Origin of the sequence: Rhodoferax sp., from assembly GCF_013297935.1 — a bacterium.
Classification (GTDB): domain Bacteria; phylum Pseudomonadota; class Gammaproteobacteria; order Burkholderiales; family Burkholderiaceae_C; genus Allorhodoferax.
Map to the genome: position 1 here is coordinate 113910 of NZ_JAAFIX010000002.1, position 21046 is coordinate 134955.

Sequence of the window (21046 nt, forward strand, 5' to 3'; positions counted from 1 at the left end):
GAATGCGGCATGCCCAACAGCGCACCGCACACTTCTATGGACCAGCAGACCTTGCTGGAATACCGGGCCATTCTGGAAAATGCCTCTGTAGGAATATTGTTTACCCGTGACCGCAAGGTGCTGCATTGCAACCCTAAATTCAATGAAATTTTCGGTTACGACGACGGTGAATTGATAGACCAGCCCGGGCGAGTCTTCTACCTCAGCGATGAAGACTACTCAAAAATGGGACAAGTCGCCGGCCCCCATTTGTCACTTGGTAAACCCGTGACGATGGAATTCACGATGCGTCGCAAGAGCGGTGAACCCATCGAGTGCCAGATGCGCATCAAGCCTGTGAACCCCAAGAACTCGGCGGAAGGCACCATCTGGATTTTCGAGGACGTTACCGACCGCAAGCGCGCCGAGAGCGCGCTGCAGGAATTGATGCAAAGGCAAGAGGCGATTCTGGAGAATGCGTCTGTGGGCATCATGTTCACCCGCAACGGCTCGATCGAACTGGCGAATTCCCGCATCGAAGAAATCCTGGGTTGGCCGCATGGCAAATTGCTGGGGCAGCCCACGCAAGTAGCCTTTAGCACCAATCAGGACTATGCGGCTTTCGGTCAGATGACCGGCCCCCGCTTGACCGCTGGCGAGCTGATGGAAGTGGAATGGCGCCTTTCCAGGCAGGACCGCACGGCGGTGTGGTGCAGACTATTGGCTAAGCCCTTCAGCACCTCCCCCGACAACAAAAGCACCATTTGGATCGTTGAAGACATCAGTGACAAAAAAGCTGCTGCACAGGCTTTGCTCCAGGCGCATCAAGACCTTGAGCAAAGGGTCAAGGAGCGCACGCACGAACTCCAAGATGCCCATCAACAATTGCAAGTGCTCATTGAGAGCTCGGTGCAAGCCATTTGCACCCAAGACCTGGAGGGCAGAATTCTCAGCTGGAACCCTGCTGCAGAAAAGATGTTTGGTCTGAGCAAGGCCGAAGTGCTCGGGCGGAATCCTGATGTCTTCCTGTCGGACCAAGGGGCGCGTGAAGACGACTTCTTGCGGCGGGCAATGGCGGGGGAAAAAATAGTTAATGTTGAAGTGTCACGCGCCTTGCGCACAGGTCAACTTTTGGAGCTGAGTCTCAACATTGTTCCCCTGTACAACGAAAGCGGGGCCATCTACGGCGTCTACACGATGGCATCGGACATCAGCGAGCGCAAGGCAAATGCCCGAAGAATGGAGTTTCTGGCCTACCACGATGCCTTGACAGGTCTTCCCAACCGGTTGCTGTTGGAAGACCGCTTAAAAGTTGCCATGGCGCAAGCCGACAGATCGCGGGACAAGCTGTCGCTGTTGTTTATGGACTTGGACAACTTCAAACGCATCAATGACACGCTCGGCCATGCAATGGGCGACCAATTGCTGCAAGAGGTCGCTAAGCGTTTGCGTGAGTGCGTCCGCGAGACTGACACGGTGAGTCGTCAGGGTGGCGACGAGTTTGTCGTACTCCTTGGATCCCTCAAAGAAGCCGACGCTGCCTTGCCCGCCATCAGCAAAATTCTGCATCGCCTGGAAGAACCTTTTTTTGCCCAAGGCCATGAGCTGTCGACGTCCGGCTCATTCGGCGTCACCATCTATCCGGACGATGGTCGCGATTTCGAAACCTTGAGCAAGAATGCGGACTTGGCAATGTACCGGGCCAAAGAAGCCGGTCGCAACACCTATCGGTTCTTTGATGAAGCGATGAATGTCGAGGCCAATGATCATTTGCATTTAAGCAATGGATTGCGTCGCGCTCTGGAGCGGCAGGAATTCGTGCTGCACTACCAGCCTCAAATCGATTTGATAACCCATCAAGTGGTGGGCGCCGAAGCGTTGATCCGCTGGAACCACCCCGAGCTTGGGCTGGTGCCACCGTCACGCTTTATTCCTGTGGCGGAGGACAGCGGGCTGATTGTCAAAATTGGCGAGTGGGTCATTGCACAAGCCTGCCGTCAGGCCATGGCGTGGCAACACCAAGGGCTGCCTGCGTTGTTAATGGCCGTGAACCTGTCCGCTGTGCAGTTCGCGCGTGGAAACTTGGAAGAGACTGTCAGCCACGCTCTGGAATCCAGTGGCCTCCAAGCCGAACTTCTGGAACTGGAGCTCACAGAATCCTCGCTGATTCACAACGTGGAGCATGCTCTGGCAGCACTGCGACGGCTTAAAGCAATCGGCGTCCATCTCTCCATCGACGACTTCGGAACCGGCTATTCCAGCCTCTCGTATCTCAAGCGTTTTGATATCGACAAGTTGAAGATTGACCAATCATTCGTTCGTGATCTCGCGAGCGATCCGGACGATGCGGCAATTGTTAACGCCATTATTCAAATGGCCAAGAACCTGGGCTTGCGCACGGTGGCTGAAGGTGTTGAAACCAGCGAGATGCTTCAGCGCCTGCAGAACTTCGGGTGCGACGAAGCCCAAGGCTACTTTTTTGCCCGGCCTATGCCAGCCGACGAATTTTCTGCGTTTGTAGTCCAGGGAGGTGCAGCCCGCATCCTCGAGGAGACCCAGTACTCTCGCGCCCCGGCAGCAGGAGGCTAGTCCCGCGTCCGCACAAACAAGCTTTGTGTGGCCCGGCCGATCAGGCCCGCCTCGTCGTACAGCTCCGACTCCGCAAGACCGCCACCGTGCCCTGAGAGATGGGTGCGCGCGTTCAGGCACACCCACTCACCCACCGGACGGCGCAGCAGGTTGATAGTGAGGTCGGAGTTCACAAACACGTGGGTCGACAAATCCAAAATCGCGCTGATGCCGTTGCCCGAATCAGCTGCCACCGCCACGCGCTGGTAAGGGCTGGTGCTTACGCCTGCCACCAGTGGGTGGCTGAGCCGGAACCACACCGCACTGGGCCCCTTGAACATCGTGCCCGCAGCAATGCGCGTTTCCACCAGGTCGGGGTAGCCCACCTCCCCCAGGGCAAACGGGAAGCGCTGCAATGGTGAGTCAGCCGGCGCCTTGGGGGCCATGGGCAGCGGGTGGCCGGGCAGGCCCGGGGGAATGGCGACTTCGCCCTCCCGCTGGAACAAGGCAGTCGCGCGGATCAGCTCTTTGCCATCGGCCAGTGCCACGGCCGAAAAATGGCCCGCGTTGCGGCCCACATAGTCTTCCTGCACCCGCACCTCGATATCGGCAATGGGTACCGGGCGCAACAGGTTGGCCGTGAGCCGGGCCAGATGCAGCAAGCCGTGCGGCTGGGCCGCCGCCTCCAGCGCATGGCTCACCAGCGCAATGGGCGGGCCCGCGTGCTGTTGCTGCGGGTGCCACGGGCCGCGTGTGAGCTGGCTGGCGCGAAACACCTGAGCCCCCAAGGGGGTGAAGGCAGCAGCAGGCGCCTGCGTTGCAGTGGGTTCAACCGTGTGCGGCATGTTGTTTACTCCTATTTTGATAGCTACTTGCGCATATTCCACGAGGGCCAGGGTCCGATTTGACTCATTTTTCTGTGCGCGACACCCAGTACACACCGGGCAATATCAGCGCTGCCCCCACCAGGTGGTGAATTCCCAGCGGCTCGCCCAGCACACCCCAGGCCACCACGGCTGCGTACAGCGGCCCCAAGTAAAGCGTCACAGCGACACGGCTGGCGCCCAACACCTTTTGGGCCGCTCCATAAATCCAGTAAGCGGCCAGCCCCGGTGCCAGCGCCGCCGCCAGCACCAAGCCCGTGGCCGCCCAGGACCAGGCGGGCGTGTCAGGCAAGCCGGCCTCCCACAGGGCACAGGGCAACAGCGTCAGCACGCCGCCCGCGCAAATAGCGGCCAGCCGGGCGGTGGAGCCGAGCGGGCTGGGCCACATTTTTTGCAGCAGTGCGTAAGCGGCCCAGGCCACCATGGCGGCCACGATCCACGCGTCCCCCACCACCCACTGCACCCGGCCCAGCGCCAGCCATTGGCCTTGCACCACCACATGCACCACGCCGGCCAGCGCTACCACCACGCCCAGCACCTGGGTCCAGCGAAAGCGCTCCCCCAGCCACAGCACCGCGCCCACCGCAATCAGCACGGGCGAGGCTGCGTAAATCAGCGAGATATTCATAGCGCCCGTGGTGCGGGCCCCCAGGTAGACCCAGGCCCCGCACACCAACATGCCGCAAAAACCCAGCACCACATACTGGTGCCACACCGCCGCAATGGCGCGGCGCTGGGCCCACAACTCGTGGCGGGCCACCGCAGCCAGCAGCACACCTGCAACAGCCCAGCGGCCCAGCGCCAGCGCATAGGGGGCCACAATGCCGGGTGCCCAGCGCGCCACAACGAAGTTCACCGCCCAGAGTGCGGGAATTAACCACAGCCCCAGCAGGGCCCAGCGCTCCTGCTCAGGCTGCGACAAGCGCAGTGCCCCGGGCAATGGCCATCACCTCACGGGCAGGCAGGGCCTTGTAGCGGTGGTCGCTCCAGACCTGGCGCCACTTGCGCGCGCCGGGCATGCCATGGCGCAAACCCAGCATGTGGCGGGCAATGCTGTACCAGGCGGTGCCGTGCTCGGCCGCCTCGCGCTCCATGTATTCCACCATAGCTAACTCCACGCTATCCCTCGTCAGCTCTGCGGCAGGCGCTCCGAAAAACGTAGCATCCCACTCCGCCAGCCACCAGGGGTTGTGGTAGGCCTCGCGGCCCAGCATCACGCCGTCTACATGCTCCAGCTGCTCTGCCACCTGGGCACTGGTGGTCAAGCCGCCGTTGATGGCAATGGTGAGCTGAGGAAAGTCTTGTTTCAGCTGGTGCACCAGCTCGTAGCGCAGGGGCGGAATCTCGCGGTTTTCTTTAGGACTCAAGCCCTTGAGCCAGGCATTGCGTGCATGGGCAATGAACACGGTGCAACCGGCGTCGGCCACCGTGCCCACAAAGTCGCGGACAAAGCCATAGCTCTCTTCCTTGTCGATACCAATGCGGTGTTTGACGGTCACCGGAATGTCCACCACATCCACCATAGCCTTCACACAGTCGGCCACCAGTGGCGCCTCGTTCATCAGGCAAGCGCCAAAGGCACCGCGCTGCACCCGCTCGCTCGGGCAACCGCAGTTGATGTTGATTTCGTCATAGCCCCAGTCCTGGCCCAGCTTGGCACATTGCGCCAAGTCCGCCGGCTCACTGCCCCCGAGCTGCAGGGCGACGGGGTGTTCTTCGGCGTTAAAGCGCAGGTGGCGCGGCACGTCGCCATGAATAAGTGCGCCCGTAGTCACCATCTCGGTGTACAGCAGCGCATGGCGGCTCAACAGACGATGGAAGTAACGGCAATGGCGGTCAGTCCAGTCCATCATGGGGGCGACTGACAGCCGCCACGGGCTATGCGACGAGGGGGCAGAAGAGGCAGCCAGAGCTTGCAGCGTAGGAGAAGACATGCCCCCGATTATCCCTGCCCTGCACTCGCCCACTGCCTCTACCCTTGCGAGGGATCAGGGTGGCGGCTGGAACACTTCCACACGGTCCCGCCCACCCTGCTTGGCAAGGTACATGGCCCGGTCAGCCAGCTCGACCAATCTTTTGGCGGTGGTCACACCTTCGGAGTAGGCGACGCCGATACTGGCCGTCATAGCGCGGCGCAACCCGACGATACCTTTGATAGCCTCACGGATGCGCTCAGCCACGATCAAGCTGTCTTGCAAGCGGGTGTCCGGCAGGATGACGCAGAACTCTTCACCGCCGTACCGCGCCACATGATCGTAAGCCCGCGCCTGGCTCTTGATGGCCAGTGCAATCAACATCAGCGCCTGGTCTCCTGCTACGTGGCCGAACGCGTCGTTGTAGGGTTTGAATTGGTCGGCATCGACCATCAAAAGACACAGGGGTGACTTGGAGCGCTGGGAACGCGCGTATTCGGTGGTCAACAGGGCATCGAAGGCACGGCGGTTTTTGAGCGCGGTCAGGGCATCGGTGAGCGTTTGCTCCTGAAGCTCCTGGTTCAGTTCTTCAATGCGCCGCTGATGGTTCTCCATCTGCTGCTGGCGGGCACTGTTTGCCCTGGTGAGGAGCTCCAACTCGGCGTTGGCCCGGCGCAAGGCCAGCAGTTGCACTACCTGCCGGGAGAGCGCTTTGAGCGCTTCAGATTGACGCTCGGTCAATTCCCGCGGCACGCTGTCAATCACACACACAGTGCCCAGTGCCGCGCCGGAGGCTGTCACCAGCGGTGCGCCTGCGTAAAAGCGGATGTTCGGGTCTCCGGTAACCAACGGATTGGTCGCAAACCGGGGGTCTTTCTGCGCATCGGGGACTTGCATCACTACATCGGGGTGGGTGATGGCGTGAGCACAAAAGGCCTGTCCGCGGGGGGTTTCCATGGCGCCCAAGCCCACCCGTGCTTTGAACCACTGGCGGTCTTCATCGACCAAGGAAATGAGCGCGATAGGCGTGTCGCAAATAAAAGAAGCGAGCCGTACCACGTCGTCATAAGCCTCCTCGGCGGGGGTGTCGAGGATGTTGAAACTGCGCAAGTCTTGCAGACGCGCATTCTCTTCGGGCTTTTGGAGATCGAGCATGCGTTCCGGCTTTCTTGGTTGACGCTAGGACTTACACCACCGCGGAACCTGAAGGATCAGGCGGTGATGCACCATGGCGCTTGATTGTGCACCAATCCCATCCATAGCGCCCACCCGGATGCGGCACTGAGGGCCGCTCCGGCAAGGCGGATTCCCCATTGCCCATCGCCCAGACGGGCCAGGCTCAAACGTAACCACAACCACGGCCCGGCCATCATGGCGACCGAGGTTCCCAGTGCAAAGAGCGCCATGACCATCGCGCCGGACATCACATCGCCAGCCAGAGAAGCCAGCAGCAACGCGGAATACAGCAATCCGCAGGGCAACAGCGCCCACATCACACCAAGGGATGCGGGAGCCGCCAGACCGCGGCGCCCGCTCACGCGTCGCACCGCCTGCCAGACCGACCGTGCGCCCGCCTGAAGCCACAAAGGCTGACGCCCCGACCAGAGCAATACCAAGCCCAAGACGATGGCCACAACATGCAAAAGCGACCACAGCGGGCGCAAAGCGGCTGATTGCACCGTGAGCCACCCCAAACCCTGAACAGACGCCGCCGCAAGCCCACCCAGCGCGCTGTAGCCGACAACCCGGCCAGCTTGAAAACTCCATAGCGCCCCATGGCGCTGATTTCCTGCCGCCCGGCCAATGCCCGCGCACGCCGCTCCGCACATGGCTACGCAGTGCGGCCCGCCGACCAGGCCCATCAAGAGTGCGGTAACTGCCAGAGAAGACTGCATGCCGCGGTGTCAGATGATTTTGGAAAAGCGCGCCCGAGTGCGGTCGGTTTGCAGGTAGCGGTCAAACACCATCGCCACGGCACGGACAAAAAACCACCCCTGAGTCGTGACTTGGATACCGGCATCGTCCAGGCTGACCAGGCCCTGGTCTTGCAATCCTCGCAAGATCTCCAACTCGGCTGCAAAGTAGGTTTTGAAATCCAACAGGTAGGCCAGGTTGATGGACTCAAACTGCAACTGCCCCTGGCACATGAGTGCCATGATGACGGCCCGGCGTACGAGGTCATCGCGGGTCACCGCCATGCCCCGCACAATGGGGAAGCGACCTTGATCCAAAAAGTCGTAGTACTCGTCGAGGGTTTTGGCGTTCTGGCTATAGGTCGCGCCGATGCGTCCGATGGCAGACACACCGAGTGCAATCAAATCGCAGTCCGGCTGGGTGCTGTAACCCTGGAAGTTGCGGTGCAAGCGCCCTTGGCGCTTGGCCACTGCCAAGGAGTCGTCGGGCAAGGCGAAGTGGTCCATGCCCACATACACATAACCAGCCCCCATAAACGCTGCCAATGAGTGCGCCAGCATGGCCACTTTTGACGACGCACCCGGCAACTCTACGGTGGCAATGCGTCGCTGGGGCTTGAAACGCTCGGGCAAATGCGCATAGGCGTACAGCGCGATGCGATCCGGGCGCAAGGCGTTCACCTGGGCCAGGGTGCGGTCAAACGATTCAGGGCTCTGGCGTGGCAGGCCGTAGATCAGGTCCACGTTGATGGACTCAAAACCCCGGGCCCTGGCTGCTTCTACCAGTGCAAACACCTGTTCCGCGGGCTGCACGCGATGCACCGCTTTTTGCACCGCAGGGTCAAAGTCCTGCACCCCGAAGCTCAAGCGGTTGAAGCCCAGTTCCGCCAGGGTATCAAGCCGCGCAGCGTCTACGGTGCGCGGGTCGACCTCTATGGAGTACTCGCCCCCGGCTGCGAAACTGAAGTTCCGGCGGAGCATAGCCATCAACTCGCGCAGCTCGGGGTCGCTTAGGAAAGTGGGGCTCCCCCCACCGAGATGGAGCTGACTGACGGACTGGCCGGTACCCATGAGACCGGTGTGCAACTCCACCTCCCGGGTGAGATACCGCAGGTAGGTGGCCGCCTTGTCGTGGTGCTTGGTGATAATTTTGTTGCAAGCGCAGTAGTAGCACAGCGATTCGCAAAACGGAATATGCACGTACAGCGACAAGGGCAAGGCCAGCGCCGCTGCACCGGAGCGCCGCTGCGCCAAGGCCTGGGCGTAGTCATCCGCATTGAAGGCTTCCACAAAGCGGTCTGCCGTGGGATACGAGGTGTAGCGCGGCCCGGACACATCGAAGCGGGTCAATAATTGTTCTGAAATAGGGGCGGTGGCTGCGGCTGCGTTCATGAGTACTCCAAGCTAGCGGCTAGACTGTGACGCAAGTAGGCGCCATGCAGCTTGATCTACATCAAGGGAATTTAGGATGGCCTCATCCATAATTGACTTGCATCAGGGGAACACCATGCTTGAACACGATTACGCCACCGCTAAGTCACACGAGGCTCATGCAGCCATTGCCATCACACCGGTCCCCGTGAATTCACAGACCATCAAGGTCGCGTGTTCCAACTGCAACCTTCGTGAGTTGTGCATGCCCCTGGGTTTGAGTGCTGCCGAGCTGGACAAAATTGACGATGTGGTGGCCAGCCGCCGCAAGGTCAAGCGGGGTAGCACCCTGTTCCGCAACGGGGAAAAGTTCACCAGCCTGTACGCCATTCGCACCGGCTTCTTCAAGACCTGTGTCGCCTCGGAAGACGGCCGTGACCAGGTCACCGGCTTTCAAATGGCCGGTGAGGTGGTGGGCTTGGACGGTATCGTGAACGACCACCACACCTGCGATGCGGTCGCGCTGGAAGATGCTGAAGTCTGTGTCATGCCCTTTGACCGGATTGAGGAACTCTCCCGCGAAGTGAGTTCCTTGCAGCGCCATGTGCACAAAATCATGAGCCGTGAGATCGTGCGGGAAAACGGTGTGATGCTGCTGCTCGGCAGCATGCGGGCCGAAGAGCGCCTTGCAGCGTTTCTGCTGAATCTGGTGCAACGTTTGCACGCCCGTGGTTTCTCGCAATCGGAGCTGGTGTTGCGCATGACACGCGAAGAGATCGGCAGCTACCTCGGCCTGAAACTGGAAACCGTGAGCCGCACCTTCTCGAAGTTTGTGGACGACGGCATCGTTGAGGTCAAACAACGCCATGTCCGCATCATCAATACCGAAGCTCTTAAAGACATCGTGAACCCCAAGGTGTGCAGCTAAATCTGCACACTGCCCTGCCGCTGCACGCGGAAGGGCTAACCCCCTATTTCTCCTTCGGAACCAACACCAAGCCGGTAGCGGCATGGTTGCGCCCCTGCACAGCGGGTGCGAGGCTTTCGGGCTTGCCCACCCCTGCTTTATTGAGCTCCAGACCGGCCTGGTAGTAGTTCTCGTCAATCACCGGGTCTTTGCCGTGAGCAGCAAGGTAAAACGTGACAAAGCTGGCGATCACGACGATCAGCGGGCCGGACACCACCAGCCACACATGGCCGAATTTCCACCAGGGTTGCGCAGTGTTGTGAGATGGAGAAGTCATAGGACCCCTTTCGCTACATAAACTTCAAATTGCCGGGCAAAAAACCCCGGTGCAGCGACTCCGGGACGGGAAGAATCCGCCTTGAAGTGGGGTGCGCTGTACACGGGGTGAGCCCTCCGGGAAAGAACTACTTGGCAGTGCTGAGGTTAGAGAAACCCCAGACATACGAAGCCAGCACCTTGATTTGCGCGGGCGACAGCTTTTGGGCCTGCGCCGGCATCTGGTTCATCTTGCCGCTGTTCACCATGGAGATGATCGCATTTTCACCATAGCCGTGCAGCCAGATGTCATCGGTCAGGTTCGGCGCGCCCAAGGCGGTATTGCCCTTGCCGTCAGATCCATGGCAAGCCGCACAGGCTGCAAATTTGGACTTGCCGAGGTTGGCCCGCACGGAGTCGTGGGGGCTGCCCGACAGGCTCAAAACGTAGTTGGCAACGTTCTTAACGTCATCACCCGAACCCACCGCCGCAGCCATAGGAGGCATTTGGCCGATACGGCCCTGGTTCAGGGTTTCGATGATTTTTTCAGGCGAGCCGCCGTGCAGCCAATCTGCGTCGGTCAGGTTGGGGAAACCTTTGGAGCCGCGGGCATCCGAACCATGACACTGGGAACAGTTGTTCATGAACAAGCGCTCACCAATGGCATGGGCCTGCGGGTCCTTGGCCATGTCTTCTGCAGACATGGCGTCGAAACGCGCATAGATGGGCGCAATATCAGCCTCGCCCTTGGCCATTTCCGCCTCGAACTGTCCGGTAGAAGTCCAGCCGAGTTTGCCGGCTGAAGTTCCCAGACCCGGGTAGAAGGCCAGGTAAACACCGGAAAACACGATCGTGATCACGAACAAACCCACCCACCAGCGGGGCAAGGGATTGTTCATTTCGCGGAGGTCACCATCCCACACATGGCCTGTTGTGTTGTCGTGGGCGGTCATGGCCTTGGCCTTGCCACTGAACCACAACAAAAACAAGCAGGCAATGATGCCGATGACGGTGACGGCGGTCACATAGACCGACCAGAAGTTACTTGTGAAGTCACTCATTTTGATTCCTTAAGAGGCTCAGTCCTGCTCAAACGGCAGATTGGCAGCGTCTTGAAAATCGTGGGCCCGGCTCTTAGACCATGCCCAGCGAACGATCGCGATAAAAACCACAAAGCTCAGCACCGTGGTGACGGAGCGCAGGGTGTTGACATCCATGTCCATGTGATTCCCCTTATTTCAGCGCGAGACCCAGGACCTGCAGGAAAGCGATGGTGGCCTCCAGCTCGGTCTTGCCCTTGACTTCTTCCGAGGCTTTGGCGATTTGCTCATCGGTGTACGGAACACCCACCTTGCGCAGTGCACTCATGTGCGAGGGCAGGCTTTCAGCATCCACCAGGGTTTTTTCCAACCAAGGGTAGGCGGGCATGTTGGACTCGGGCACCACATCCCGGGGGTTCACCAAGTGGATACGGTGCCACTCATCGCTGTATTTGCCGCCGACGCGTGCCAAGTCAGGACCGGTGCGCTTGCTACCCCACTGGAAGGGGTGGTCGTACACCGACTCGCCCGCCACCGAGTAGTGGCCGTAGCGCAGGGTCTCGGCGCGGAAGGGGCGGATCATCTGCGAGTGGCAGTTGTAGCAACCTTCACGGATGTAGACATCGCGCCCCGCCAACTGCAGGGCGGTGTAAGGCTGTACGCCCTTGATAGGTTCAGTGGTCGACTTCTGAAAGAACAGAGGAACAATTTCCACCAAACCGCCGGCCAGCAAGACCAGCAGAATCAACACGATCATCAAAAAATTGCTGGTCTCGATCTTTTCGTGCGAGAGGCCGGAACTGGTTTTTTCGTTTGCCATAGTGAGTACCTCTTAAGCGTGTGCCGCAGCAGCAGGAATAGTCACGGTGTTGGCGCGTCCCGCAGTCACCGTCATCAGGGTGTTCCACAACATGATCAACATGCCACCCAGGTACAACAATCCGCCCAACAAGCGCAGCACATAGAAGGGATAGGTCGCCTTGACCGATTCCACAAAGGTGTAGGTCAGGGTTCCGTCGGGGTTGATGGCGCGCCACATCAGACCTTGCATCACACCGGCAATCCACATCGCGGCGATGTAAATCACGATACCGATGGTGGCAGTCCAGAAGTGCAGCTCAATCGCTTTGACGCTGTACATCTCTTTGCGGCCGAACAGGCGGGGAATGAGGTAATACATCGAACCCATGGTCACCAGACCCACCCAACCCAAGGCGCCGGAGTGCACATGGCCTACGGTCCAGTCGGTGTAGTGGCTCAGGGCGTTCACGGTCTTGATGGACATCATCGGACCTTCGAAGGTCGACATACCGTAGAACGACAAGGACACGATCAGGAAGCGAAGGATAGGATCGTCACGCAGCTTGTGCCACGCGCCGGACAGTGTCATCACACCGTTGATCATGCCGCCCCAGCTGGGTGCCAACAGAATCAACGAGAACACCATGCCGACCGACTGGGTCCAGTCGGGCAAGGCGGTGTAGTGCAAATGGTGCGGGCCCGCCCACATGTAGGTGAAGATCAGCGCCCAGAAGTGAACGATGGACAGGCGATAGCTGTAGACAGGCCGCTCAGCTTGCTTGGGGATGAAGTAATACATCATGCCCAGGAAGCCGGCTGTCAAAAAGAAGCCCACGGCGTTATGGCCGTACCACCACTGCACCATCGCGTCTTGCACACCGGCGTAGGCCGAGTAGGACTTCATGAGGCCGGCAGGAATGGCCGCACTGTTCACCAGGTGAAGAATGGCCACCGCAATGATGAATGCGCCGAAGAACCAGTTGGCCACATAGATGTGCTTGACCTTGCGGGTTCCCACGGTGCCGAAGAAGACCACCGCAAACGACACCCAGACCAGCGTGATGAGGATGTCAATGGGCCACTCCAACTCTGCGTATTCTTTACCGGAGGTGTAACCCAGCGGCAAAGAAATGGCGGCAGCCAGAATGACCAGCTGCCAGCCCCAGAAAGTGAAGGCGGCCAGCTTGTCGCCGAACAGTCGCACGTGGCAGGTTCTCTGCACTACGTAGTAAGCGGACGCGAACAAGCCGCATCCGCCGAACGCAAAAATCACTGCATTGGTATGCAGCGGACGCAAGCGCCCGTAACTGAGCCACGGGATACCGAAGTTGAGTTCCGGCCAGGCGAGCTGGGCGGCGATGATGACGCCTACCAACATGCCGACCACTCCCCAGACCACGGTCATGATGGCGAACTGGCGCACAACGGTATCGTTGTAAACGCCTGCCTTCTGATTTGGAAATGCCATATTTACCTCTTCTTGGATTACTTCAGACCGAGTGTCAGCCGAGCTTCTGAATTTCGGGTTGACCCATATCAACTGGCCGACAAAAAGCGGGAACCTTTTCAGGGCTCGCGCAAAATGCGTTCGCCCTCGGACTCGATGTCCTCAAACTGCCCGCGATCAATCGCCCACCAAAGGCCGGCGAGAATAAAAAACACCAGCACCACAGAGAGCGGTACCAGTAGATAAAGAATGTCCATCAGGCCTCCTGGGGCAATAAAGTGGCAGCCGATGCATGGGCACGGCCGGTACTACGCAGACTGCCCTCACCGGCAAGGCGCAAAGCGTTGAGAACGACCAGCAGCGAGCTGCAGGCCATGCCCAGACCGGCGAGCCATGCCGGCAGGTAGCCTGCAATCGCCAGAGGAATGCATGCAAGGTTGTAGGCCAGTGCCCACCACAGGTTCTGCCGCACCACCCTCATGGTTTTGCGAGCCAGCACCAGCGCTTTGAGCACCCCTTCCAGCTGGTCTCCCAGCGCGACAAAATCGGCGCGGGACTGGGTAAGAGACACCGCCCGCCCGAAGGCAAAAGACACATTCGCTCCAGCCAGCACTGGGCCGTCGTTCAGCCCGTCGCCGACCATGGCGACCACGCGCCCGCCGGCCTGCAGCTCGTGCAGATAGGCCAACTTGCCCGCGGGCGAGCATTCACCCGCGACCTGCTGAATTCCCAGGCGTGCCCCCATGGCTTGGGCCGAAGCCATGCGGTCGCCAGACAGCAGGTGCACCTCCAGGCCTTGCGCTTGCAGGCCAGCGACGACGCCCAAGGCACCGGCGCGCAGGTCTTCTTGCAAAAAGAAGGTTGCGAGCCAACCCTCGGAATCTTGCACATGCACCACGGGCCCGGTGTGGGAGGCTCCAGCCCGCGAGTCAGCCGTTACGCCACAAAAAGCGGCGGCCCCCAATCGAAACAGCCCATCGGGTGCTCCTTCTGCAATCACCCCGGACACGACGTGCGCTCGCACGCCCTGCCCCGGCACTTCATGCGCGTCAGCCACAGCAACCTGTGGCACACCCTCGTCCGCAGCGGCTTGCACCAGTGCCCGGGACAAGGGGTGCACCGAGTGCGCGGCCAGTCCGGCAGCGCAGGCCAATGCCATTTCGCGCGAAACACCGGGGCGGCAGTCCACCGCTTGCAAGGACATGGCGTCCCGGGTCAAGGTGCCGGTTTTGTCGAACACCACCGTATCCACCTTTGCAAGCGTCTCCAGTGACGGAAGGCTGCGCACCAGCAAACCTTGCCGCGCAAGGTTGCCCGCTGCCGCCAGCATGGCGGCCGGTGTGGCCAGCGACAAGGCGCAGGGGCAAGTCACGATCAGCACTGCCACCGCCACCATGACTGCATGGGCCGGACTGTGCGGCCACCACCACGCGGCGGCAGCCAACGCGGCAAGCAAAACCCCGATCAGAAAAGGCGTAGCCCAACGGTCCACCAACAAAGCGACCCCGGGCTTGGAGTGCGAGGCGTCTTCCATCAGCGCAAGAATCTGGGCAAAGCGTGTCGCATCACCCAGTGCCTTCACCCGGACCTCTACGGTGCTCTGCAAGTTGTGGCTGCCTGCAATAACCGGTTCGCCCACACTTCGGACCAGTGCATCAGACTCGCCCGTGAGCAAAGACTCATCCACACAGGTGCGGCCCCGCTCAATCACACCATCTGCAGCAAAAGCCTCGCCCGCGCGGATTTGCATCAAGTCCCCCACGAGCAAGCGGCGCACTGCCACGCGCTCCCACGTGCCTGCCGATGTCTGGCGCACCACACTGTCGGGCATGCGGTTCATGAGCGCATCCAGCGCCCCTGCCGTGCGCTCACGCAAGCGGGTTTCCAACCACCTCCCGGTGAGCAGAAAGAACACAAACATGGTGAGGGTGTCGAAATACACCTCCCGGCCGAACAAGCCGGCAGGATCAAAGGTGCCAGCAGTACTCGCCGCAAAGGTGATCAACATGCCGAGTGCCACCGGCAGATCCATGCTGACGCGCAGATGGCGCACATCGGCCCATGCCTTGCGAAAAAACGGCCCGCATGAAAAGAGCACCACCGGTAAAGACAACACCCACGAAGCCCAGCGCAAAAGCTGCTCGTACTCGGCCGCCAGATCCCCCGGGCGCGCCTGGTAGGCGGGCCACGCATACATCATCACTTGCATCATGCACAGGCCCGCGACCAGCCATTGCCAGAGCGCCTTGCGGGACTCCGCTTTGCGCCGCTCTGCGGCAAAAGCATCATGGGCGGGCACAGCACGGTAGCCTGCATCCTGAACGGCCTGCATCCAGCGGGAGGGCATCACCTGAGCTTGCGACCAACGCACCCGTGCGCGACGGGTGGCCGCACTCACCCGCGCCGACTCTACGCCGGGTACCTTTAAAAGTGCGTCTTCGATAGTGAGCGCACAGGCCGCGCAGTGCATTCCCTCCATCACGACGTTCGATTCCCACTGGCCGGGCGCGGCAGCATCTTCCCGGCTGAAGGCGCCCCACTCCGACACATGGTCCACCACGCTCAAGGTGTCCGCCTCCCAGGGGGACGGTACGGACGTGGGTTCGGACATCAGTTGCATGGACTGAATTCTCCGGGGGCTGTCCGCAAGAAACCTTGATGCACATCAAGACAGCAGATGATGGGTGCCGTAATCTGAAGGCCTATAGACCCACAGGAGAAACACCATGTACCAACGCATTCTCGTCACTACCGATGGCAGCAAGCTCTCACAAAAGGCTGTCACCACCGCTATTACGCTGGCCGGGCTCACCGGCGCGGAGCTGGTTGCGGTCAAAGTCGTGCAGCGCTACCCCCAGTCCTACTTTGAAGGCGGCATGGCTTTGGTGGGTGAAGATGTCAAACAGGTAGAGAAGTCCTGGAACGAGGCCGCCCAAAAGGTCGTAGACGCTGTCAAGAAATCCGCAGAAGCCAAAGGCGTGAAAACCAAAGCCGTGGTGGTGCGCTCGGACGTGGTGTCTGATGCCATCCTCAGCACTATCAAAAAACAAGGCTGCGATCTGGTCGTGATGGCCTCCCACGGGCGCAAAGGCATCAAGCGACTGTTGCTGGGTAGCGAAACCCAGCATGTGCTGACCCACGCCACCGTGCCCGTATTGGTGCTGAAATAACCCCATTGAGGCCGAAAATGGCCTCGATCCCTCACGGAATATGCGCTACTAGCTATAAAAACAGTAGCGCTATTGAGATAGCGGGCTCATGCATCATCCCGGAAGCGATCCCGGATTTCCAGCACCTCGTCAAACCCATTCAGAAAAGCTTGCACACAGACGGGGTCAAAGTGGGTGCCAGAGCCGGCATTCAAGAAGTCCACCGCCTCTTCCAAGGTCCAGGCTTTTTTGTACGGGCGCTCTGAGGTCAAGGCATCGAACACATCCGCCACCGCCACGATGCGGCTGGACACCGGTATCTCGTCGCCCTTCAAGCCGTTGGGGTAGCCTGAGCCGTCGAATTTCTCATGGTGCCCTAGGGCGATTTCTGCACCTGCTTGCAGCACCCGGGAAGTGCTGTCTTTCAGCAACTCGTAGCCAAAGGCTGCATGCTGCTTCATGATTTGGAACTCTGGCTCAGTTAAACGTCCGGGCTTGAGCAGAATGTTGTCCGTAATGCCGACCTTGCCGATGTCGTGCATGGGTGCGGCCTCCAGCAGCAGCTCCTGTTCCTCCACCGGCAAGCCCATGTTTTTGGCAATCAGCTGCGAGTAGTGCGCCATGCGCAAAATGTGGGCACCGGTTTCAGGGTCACGGTACTCGGCCGCCTTGCACAAGCGGAACACCATGTCGCGCTCGCGCTGCAAAATCATTTCGGTGGCTTTACGCACCTCCGACGACAACCATTCGGCGTGGTTGGCCAGTTTGCGGCGTGCAGCGCTCAAGCTGAGCATATTTTTCGCGCGGGCCAGAAACTCCACTCTGTCGAACGGCTTGGCCAGAAAATCTGTGGCCCCTGAATCAAGGGCCCGATAGCAAATCTGCTTCTGGTCGTTGGCGGTGATCATCAGAATGGGAACTTCGAGGCACTCCTCCAGAGCACGAAAACGCTGGATGAACTCTAGGCCATTGATGTCGGGCATCATGTAATCCACGATCACCAGATCAGGCACCCGCTGGGCAGACCAGGCCAAGGCCTTCAAGGGGCTGGCGAAATTGTGGCTCTGGCAGTTTTCCAGCTTTTTGGTCAGCGCATCGAGATGAATCAAATTGATTTCGGTGTCGTCGATGATGAGCACATCCTGCATGATTACTGTGGATTCCTAAATCTGTCCGCTGAAACCAACGGATCGTTGTTGTAGTGCTTCTGCCAGCAGATCTACCTCACGCGCCAAAAGCGCAATCAGCCCGTCGGCGGCAGTGGCATCTGCAAATGCGGCCACGCTCTCCAAGCGCTGCGCCAAAGCGCTCACAGGTTGCGCTTCAAGCAACCCCATGGTGGCTTTGAGCCCATGGGCTGTATGGAGCAGGCCATCAAAATCACCCGCTGCGAGGTAGGAGGCCAGCTTGAGCTTGTCTTTCGGCCACTGTGCCAGGAAAGCATCAGCCACGGTGTCCACCATCTCCGCATCCGCGTGAACCAGTAATGCGGCATAGTCAAAGGCGGCAAAGCTGGTCGGCTAGGTCAAGGCATCAGGGCGAGCTCCGATCTCGTTGACAAGCGCAAACTCGGTATCGTTGGCGGCGTAGGAGAGTTGAATGATTTTCTGCTGCAGCTCCTCCGAGTGGATGGGCTTGGACACGTAGTCGTCCATACCCGCATCGAGACACAGCTGTCGGTCAGACTCCATAGCGTTGGCCGTCATGGCAATGATAGGCAGACGCCGCCCACGCTCGCCGGCCCGTATGCGGCGGGTGGCCTCCAGCCCGTCCATGACCGGCATCATCATGTCCATCAGCACCAGGTCGTAGGTTTTTTGCGCCAGCCGGTCGAGGGCGACCTGACCATTGGCGGCCACATCGACCCGGTGGCCCCAGCGCTCCAGCAGAGTGACCGCCAGTTTCTGGTTGATCGCGTGGTCTTCCACCAGCAGAATATCCAGCATGGGATGGTTATCACGAATGGAGTGGCGGGTTACCAGCACCTCGGGCCGCACCTTGTGCAATTGCAGCACCTCAGAGACCAACTGCAGCAGGTCAGCCCGCGCAATCGGCTTGGACAAATACCCGGCGATACCCGCCTCGCGCGAGCGCAAGCCATCACCCTTGATGCCTGCAGACGAGAGCAACACCATCGGAACCTGGCTGCCGGCGCCCATTTGCCGCACGCGGGCCGCGGTGGTGAAGCCGTCCATCTCCGGCATTTGCGCATCCAGCAACACGAGGTCGCAGGCGGGCTTTCCGGAAGCGGCATTTTGCTGTGCCAACCATGCGAGTGCCTCGGGGCCCGACTCCGCCTCGGTAGTTGTGGCACCCAATGAACTCAACATGCCGCTCACCACTTCGCGGTTGACGCGGTTGTCGTCGACCACCAGAAAGTGCAGACCCTCCAGTCGGATCATGGAGAAGGTCTCCACCGGGGCTGCGGTATCCCGCTCCAAGGCCGTCGTGAAGTGGAAGGTGCTGCCGACACCCGGCATGCTCTCTACCCAGATGCTGCCACCCATACCTTCCACCAGCCGGGCGCAAATCGTCAGCCCCAGTCCGGTGCCGCCATAACGGCGCGTGGTGGAGCTGTCCTCTTGCGAGAAGGCATCAAAAATACTGCCCAGCTTGTTCGCAGGAATCCCGATACCGGTATCACTCACGGCCCAATGCAGCAGGGGCCTGCCGTCGGCGGACACATCCTGCCTCACACGCAGCACAACCTCCCCTTTGGCTGTGAACTTGATGGCGTTGCCCAAAATATTGACCAGCACCTGTCGCACCCGCCCCGGGTCTCCAATCAGGGCACGAGGTACATCGGGCGCAAGGTCCCACACCACCTCAAGCCCTTTATCGTGAGCCCGCAGCACCACGGTTTTGAGCGTGTCGGCGACGGTTCGCTCCAAATTGAACGGAATGGCCTCGATGTCCATCTTGCCGGCTTCAATTTTGGAGAAATCCAGAATATCGTTAATCACCCGCAGCAGCGATTCAGATGAGGATTTGACGATGTTGAGGTACTCCTGCTGCTCCGGGTCCAGCGGCGTATCCATCAGCAACTCTGTCATTCCGATCACACCGTTCATGGGGGTGCGGATCTCGTGGCTCATATTGGCCAAAAAATCCGACTTCGCCCGGTTGGCCGCCTCGGCCGCATCTTTGGCTTTTTGCAGCTCTTCGGAGATGTAACGCGCCTGCGTCACATCGGTGAGAAAACCATTCCACACAATATGCCCATTGGGCTTGATTTGGGGCTGAGACTCCCCGCGCACCCAAGTGATCTCCATGGTGAGTGCATTCATCATGCGGAACTCCATACCCCAAGGAACCGCCGCCATCGAGGCATCGATCAATGATTGCGCCACCTGCTCTCGGTCTTCCGGGTGCACGGCTTGGAGGAGTGCATTCGAGTCCGCCGCCATGGCGTCCGGCCGCACACCGGTCATCTTCTCAACGGCCTGACTCATAAAAGAAATTTTGAAGAGCCCGCCATGTGTTAAGTAATACTGGAACACCGCTACTGGAATCTGGCGGGTGACCTCTTTCAGGCGCTCGTCAGCTTCTTTGGCACGGGTCACGTCTTGCCAGATCCCGGTGAACACCGTAGCACCTTCGGCGTCATTCTCCGGCTCCGGACTGAGCTCGGTACGCAACCAGCGTATCGACTTGTCAGGCATGCAGATGCGGTACTCACCCTGCCACGCCTCACGACGTTGGGCTGCTTGGTACATGCCTTCCTTCAGCGCGGGCAAGTCATCAGGCAGCACCTGGCGGGCCGCAATCTCGGGGTTGTGAAGGAGGTCATCCACACTGAAGCCCCGCACCTGCTGCACCTTATCGTTCACGAAGGTGTAGCGCAAAGCCGCGTCTTTGACGTGCACCTGAAACACAACTCCCGGCAGAGTGTTGGTAATGTGGCGCAAGCGCGCCTCTGCCGCTTTGATGCTGGCTTCCATACGCTTACGGGCAGAGATGTCAGTCCGTATCGCGATATAGATATTGGGTTTGCCGCTATCGTCTTTCAGCGGCACGATGGTGGCATCCACCCAGTAGAGCTGGCCCTGCTTGTTACGGTTACAGATCTCCCCGCGCCAAACCCGGCCGGCACTGATCACGGCCCACAAGTTAGTGAAGTACACCTTGTCCTGCACCCCGGAATTGATCATCCGGTGGTTCCGGCCGAGCAACTCACCGCGCGAATAACCACTGAGCTGGCAGAACCGGTCGTTGGCATACAGGATGTTTCCGCTGGCGTCGGTGGTGCTGACAATGGCATGCTGGTCCAGCGCAAATTTCTGGTTGGCCAAGTCGGTCAAGGCAAGCTGCAAGTCTTTTTGACTGTCTTCTTTTTGGCGCACCAAGGTGCTCATGAGTTCCGACAGGTCTTCCAGCGAATCTTCTTTCAGCGGCGGGTGATCGGGGTCTAGCTGCAGCATTAACTGTGTTGCAGTGGCTTTGAGCGAGTCCATTGCGCGAGTCCGGCTCTCCAGCTCATCACGCAGCCGGGAATTGCTCTCGGTCAGGTCGGCAGAGCTCAGGTCCAAGCTGCGGGCCTTGAGCTCCAAGTCGCGATCGCTTTGTTGGTAGGCCTCTTCGACCTGCCGCAAAAAAGGCCCCAAACCCGTGAGGATCTGCGCCAATGACGGCGAGATTGCGCCGGCTTCCGCTAGAACTGCCAGCTCCTTTTGGGCCACGCTCCACGCGGTGGCGTCCAGACCCAAGTGCCGCTTGAGTTGACGCGCAAGCAGTTTGTGGGTCAAAAGAGGAGGCGCCT

Annotated in this window: 19 protein-coding genes; 3 read left to right on the plus strand and 16 right to left on the minus strand. The window is 59.9% G+C overall.

Going from position 1 to position 21046, the window contains the following annotated elements; all coding sequences use genetic code 11:
* The first annotated feature begins 9 nt into the window (after nucleotides 1-9).
* The gene (locus QZW03_RS03790; RefSeq protein ID WP_296508489.1) at nucleotides 10-2568 is read left to right on the plus strand and encodes an EAL domain-containing protein; all 2559 of its coding nucleotides are present in this window, start codon (nucleotides 10-12) and stop codon (nucleotides 2566-2568) included.
* On the opposite strand, the gene QZW03_RS03795 is transcribed toward QZW03_RS03790, so the two are convergent.
* The 6 genes from QZW03_RS03795 to hemN all read right to left on the minus strand — a co-directional run bounded on the left by QZW03_RS03795 (nucleotide 2565) and on the right by hemN (nucleotide 8649).
* Nucleotides 2565-3392 carry a thioesterase family protein gene (locus QZW03_RS03795; RefSeq protein ID WP_296508491.1) on the minus strand — a complete coding sequence of 276 codons (828 nt, stop codon included), beginning with the start codon at nucleotides 3390-3392 and terminating at the stop codon, nucleotides 2565-2567. The two genes, QZW03_RS03790 and QZW03_RS03795, sit on opposite strands and share 4 nt — an antisense overlap.
* A 64-nt stretch (nucleotides 3393-3456) precedes the next feature.
* Nucleotides 3457-4371 carry a DMT family transporter gene (locus QZW03_RS03800; protein ID WP_296508493.1) on the minus strand — a complete coding sequence of 305 codons (915 nt, stop codon included), beginning with the start codon at nucleotides 4369-4371 and terminating at the stop codon, nucleotides 3457-3459.
* Nucleotides 4340-5365: a tRNA dihydrouridine(20/20a) synthase DusA gene (gene dusA, locus QZW03_RS03805; protein ID WP_296508495.1), complete on the minus strand. Its 1026-nt coding sequence runs from the start codon at nucleotides 5363-5365 to the stop codon at nucleotides 4340-4342. The genes QZW03_RS03800 and dusA overlap by 32 nt, the downstream gene beginning before the upstream one ends.
* 54 nt (nucleotides 5366-5419) lie before the next feature.
* Nucleotides 5420-6499, minus strand: coding sequence for a sensor domain-containing diguanylate cyclase (locus QZW03_RS03810; protein ID WP_296508497.1), 1080 nt, complete (start codon nucleotides 6497-6499; stop codon nucleotides 5420-5422).
* A 56-nt stretch (nucleotides 6500-6555) separates the two neighbouring features.
* Complete coding sequence (locus QZW03_RS03815; protein WP_296508499.1) at nucleotides 6556-7239, minus strand: sulfite exporter TauE/SafE family protein; 684 nt, start codon at nucleotides 7237-7239, stop codon at nucleotides 6556-6558.
* A 9-nt stretch (nucleotides 7240-7248) separates the two neighbouring features.
* Entirely contained in the window at nucleotides 7249-8649 is a 1401-nt protein-coding gene (gene hemN / locus QZW03_RS03820; RefSeq protein ID WP_296508501.1) for an oxygen-independent coproporphyrinogen III oxidase, read from the minus strand.
* A gap of 187 nt (nucleotides 8650-8836) precedes the next feature.
* Here hemN and fnr point away from each other — a divergent pair, with 187 nt between their 5' ends.
* Nucleotides 8837-9556, plus strand: coding sequence for a fumarate/nitrate reduction transcriptional regulator Fnr (gene fnr, locus QZW03_RS03825; protein ID WP_296508964.1), 720 nt, complete (start codon nucleotides 8837-8839; stop codon nucleotides 9554-9556).
* Between the two features lie 43 nt (nucleotides 9557-9599).
* Here fnr and QZW03_RS03830 read toward each other — a convergent pair whose 3' ends face one another.
* The 7 genes from QZW03_RS03830 to QZW03_RS03860 all read right to left on the minus strand — a co-directional run bounded on the left by QZW03_RS03830 (nucleotide 9600) and on the right by QZW03_RS03860 (nucleotide 15758).
* Nucleotides 9600-9872, minus strand: a complete 273-nt coding sequence (locus QZW03_RS03830) for a FixH family protein (protein WP_296508503.1) — start codon at nucleotides 9870-9872, stop codon at nucleotides 9600-9602.
* Between the two features lie 127 nt (nucleotides 9873-9999).
* The gene (gene ccoP / locus QZW03_RS03835) at nucleotides 10000-10911 is read right to left on the minus strand and encodes a cytochrome-c oxidase, cbb3-type subunit III (RefSeq protein ID WP_296508504.1); all 912 of its coding nucleotides are present in this window, start codon (nucleotides 10909-10911) and stop codon (nucleotides 10000-10002) included.
* Between the two features lie 18 nt (nucleotides 10912-10929).
* A complete protein-coding gene (locus QZW03_RS03840; protein WP_366481319.1) occupies nucleotides 10930-11073 on the minus strand; it encodes a CcoQ/FixQ family Cbb3-type cytochrome c oxidase assembly chaperone in 144 nt (47 codons plus the stop codon).
* Between the two features lie 10 nt (nucleotides 11074-11083).
* The gene (gene ccoO, locus QZW03_RS03845; protein ID WP_296508505.1) at nucleotides 11084-11710 is read right to left on the minus strand and encodes a cytochrome-c oxidase, cbb3-type subunit II; all 627 of its coding nucleotides are present in this window, start codon (nucleotides 11708-11710) and stop codon (nucleotides 11084-11086) included.
* 12 nt (nucleotides 11711-11722) lie between these two features.
* On the minus strand, nucleotides 11723-13159 hold the full coding sequence (gene ccoN, locus QZW03_RS03850; protein WP_296508506.1) for a cytochrome-c oxidase, cbb3-type subunit I: 1437 nt from the start codon (nucleotides 13157-13159) through the stop codon (nucleotides 11723-11725).
* Nucleotides 13160-13257: 98 nt separating this feature from the next.
* On the minus strand, nucleotides 13258-13395 hold the full coding sequence (gene ccoS, locus QZW03_RS03855) for a cbb3-type cytochrome oxidase assembly protein CcoS (protein WP_087493533.1): 138 nt from the start codon (nucleotides 13393-13395) through the stop codon (nucleotides 13258-13260).
* Nucleotides 13395-15758, minus strand: coding sequence for a cation-translocating P-type ATPase (locus QZW03_RS03860; RefSeq protein WP_296508509.1), 2364 nt, complete (start codon nucleotides 15756-15758; stop codon nucleotides 13395-13397). Before QZW03_RS03860 ends, ccoS begins: the two co-directional genes overlap by 1 nt.
* Nucleotides 15759-15864: 106 nt before the next feature.
* Between QZW03_RS03860 and QZW03_RS03865 the strand changes: the two genes are divergently transcribed.
* Nucleotides 15865-16308 carry a universal stress protein gene (locus QZW03_RS03865; RefSeq protein WP_296508511.1) on the plus strand — a complete coding sequence of 148 codons (444 nt, stop codon included), beginning with the start codon at nucleotides 15865-15867 and terminating at the stop codon, nucleotides 16306-16308.
* A gap of 86 nt (nucleotides 16309-16394) precedes the next feature.
* Here the strand turns inward: QZW03_RS03865 and QZW03_RS03870 are convergent, their stop codons facing one another.
* The 3 genes from QZW03_RS03870 to QZW03_RS03880 all read right to left on the minus strand — a co-directional run bounded on the left by QZW03_RS03870 (nucleotide 16395) and on the right by QZW03_RS03880 (nucleotide 21032).
* Complete coding sequence (locus tag QZW03_RS03870) at nucleotides 16395-17435, minus strand: HD domain-containing phosphohydrolase (RefSeq protein WP_296508513.1); 1041 nt, start codon at nucleotides 17433-17435, stop codon at nucleotides 16395-16397.
* A 15-nt stretch (nucleotides 17436-17450) separates the two neighbouring features.
* Entirely contained in the window at nucleotides 17451-17738 is a 288-nt protein-coding gene (locus QZW03_RS03875) for an Hpt domain-containing protein (RefSeq protein WP_296508515.1), read from the minus strand.
* A 69-nt stretch (nucleotides 17739-17807) separates the two neighbouring features.
* Nucleotides 17808-21032 (minus strand): response regulator, encoded by a 3225-nt coding sequence (locus tag QZW03_RS03880; RefSeq protein WP_296508517.1) that lies wholly within the window; start codon nucleotides 21030-21032, stop codon nucleotides 17808-17810.
* Nucleotides 21033-21046 lie beyond the last annotated feature (14 nt).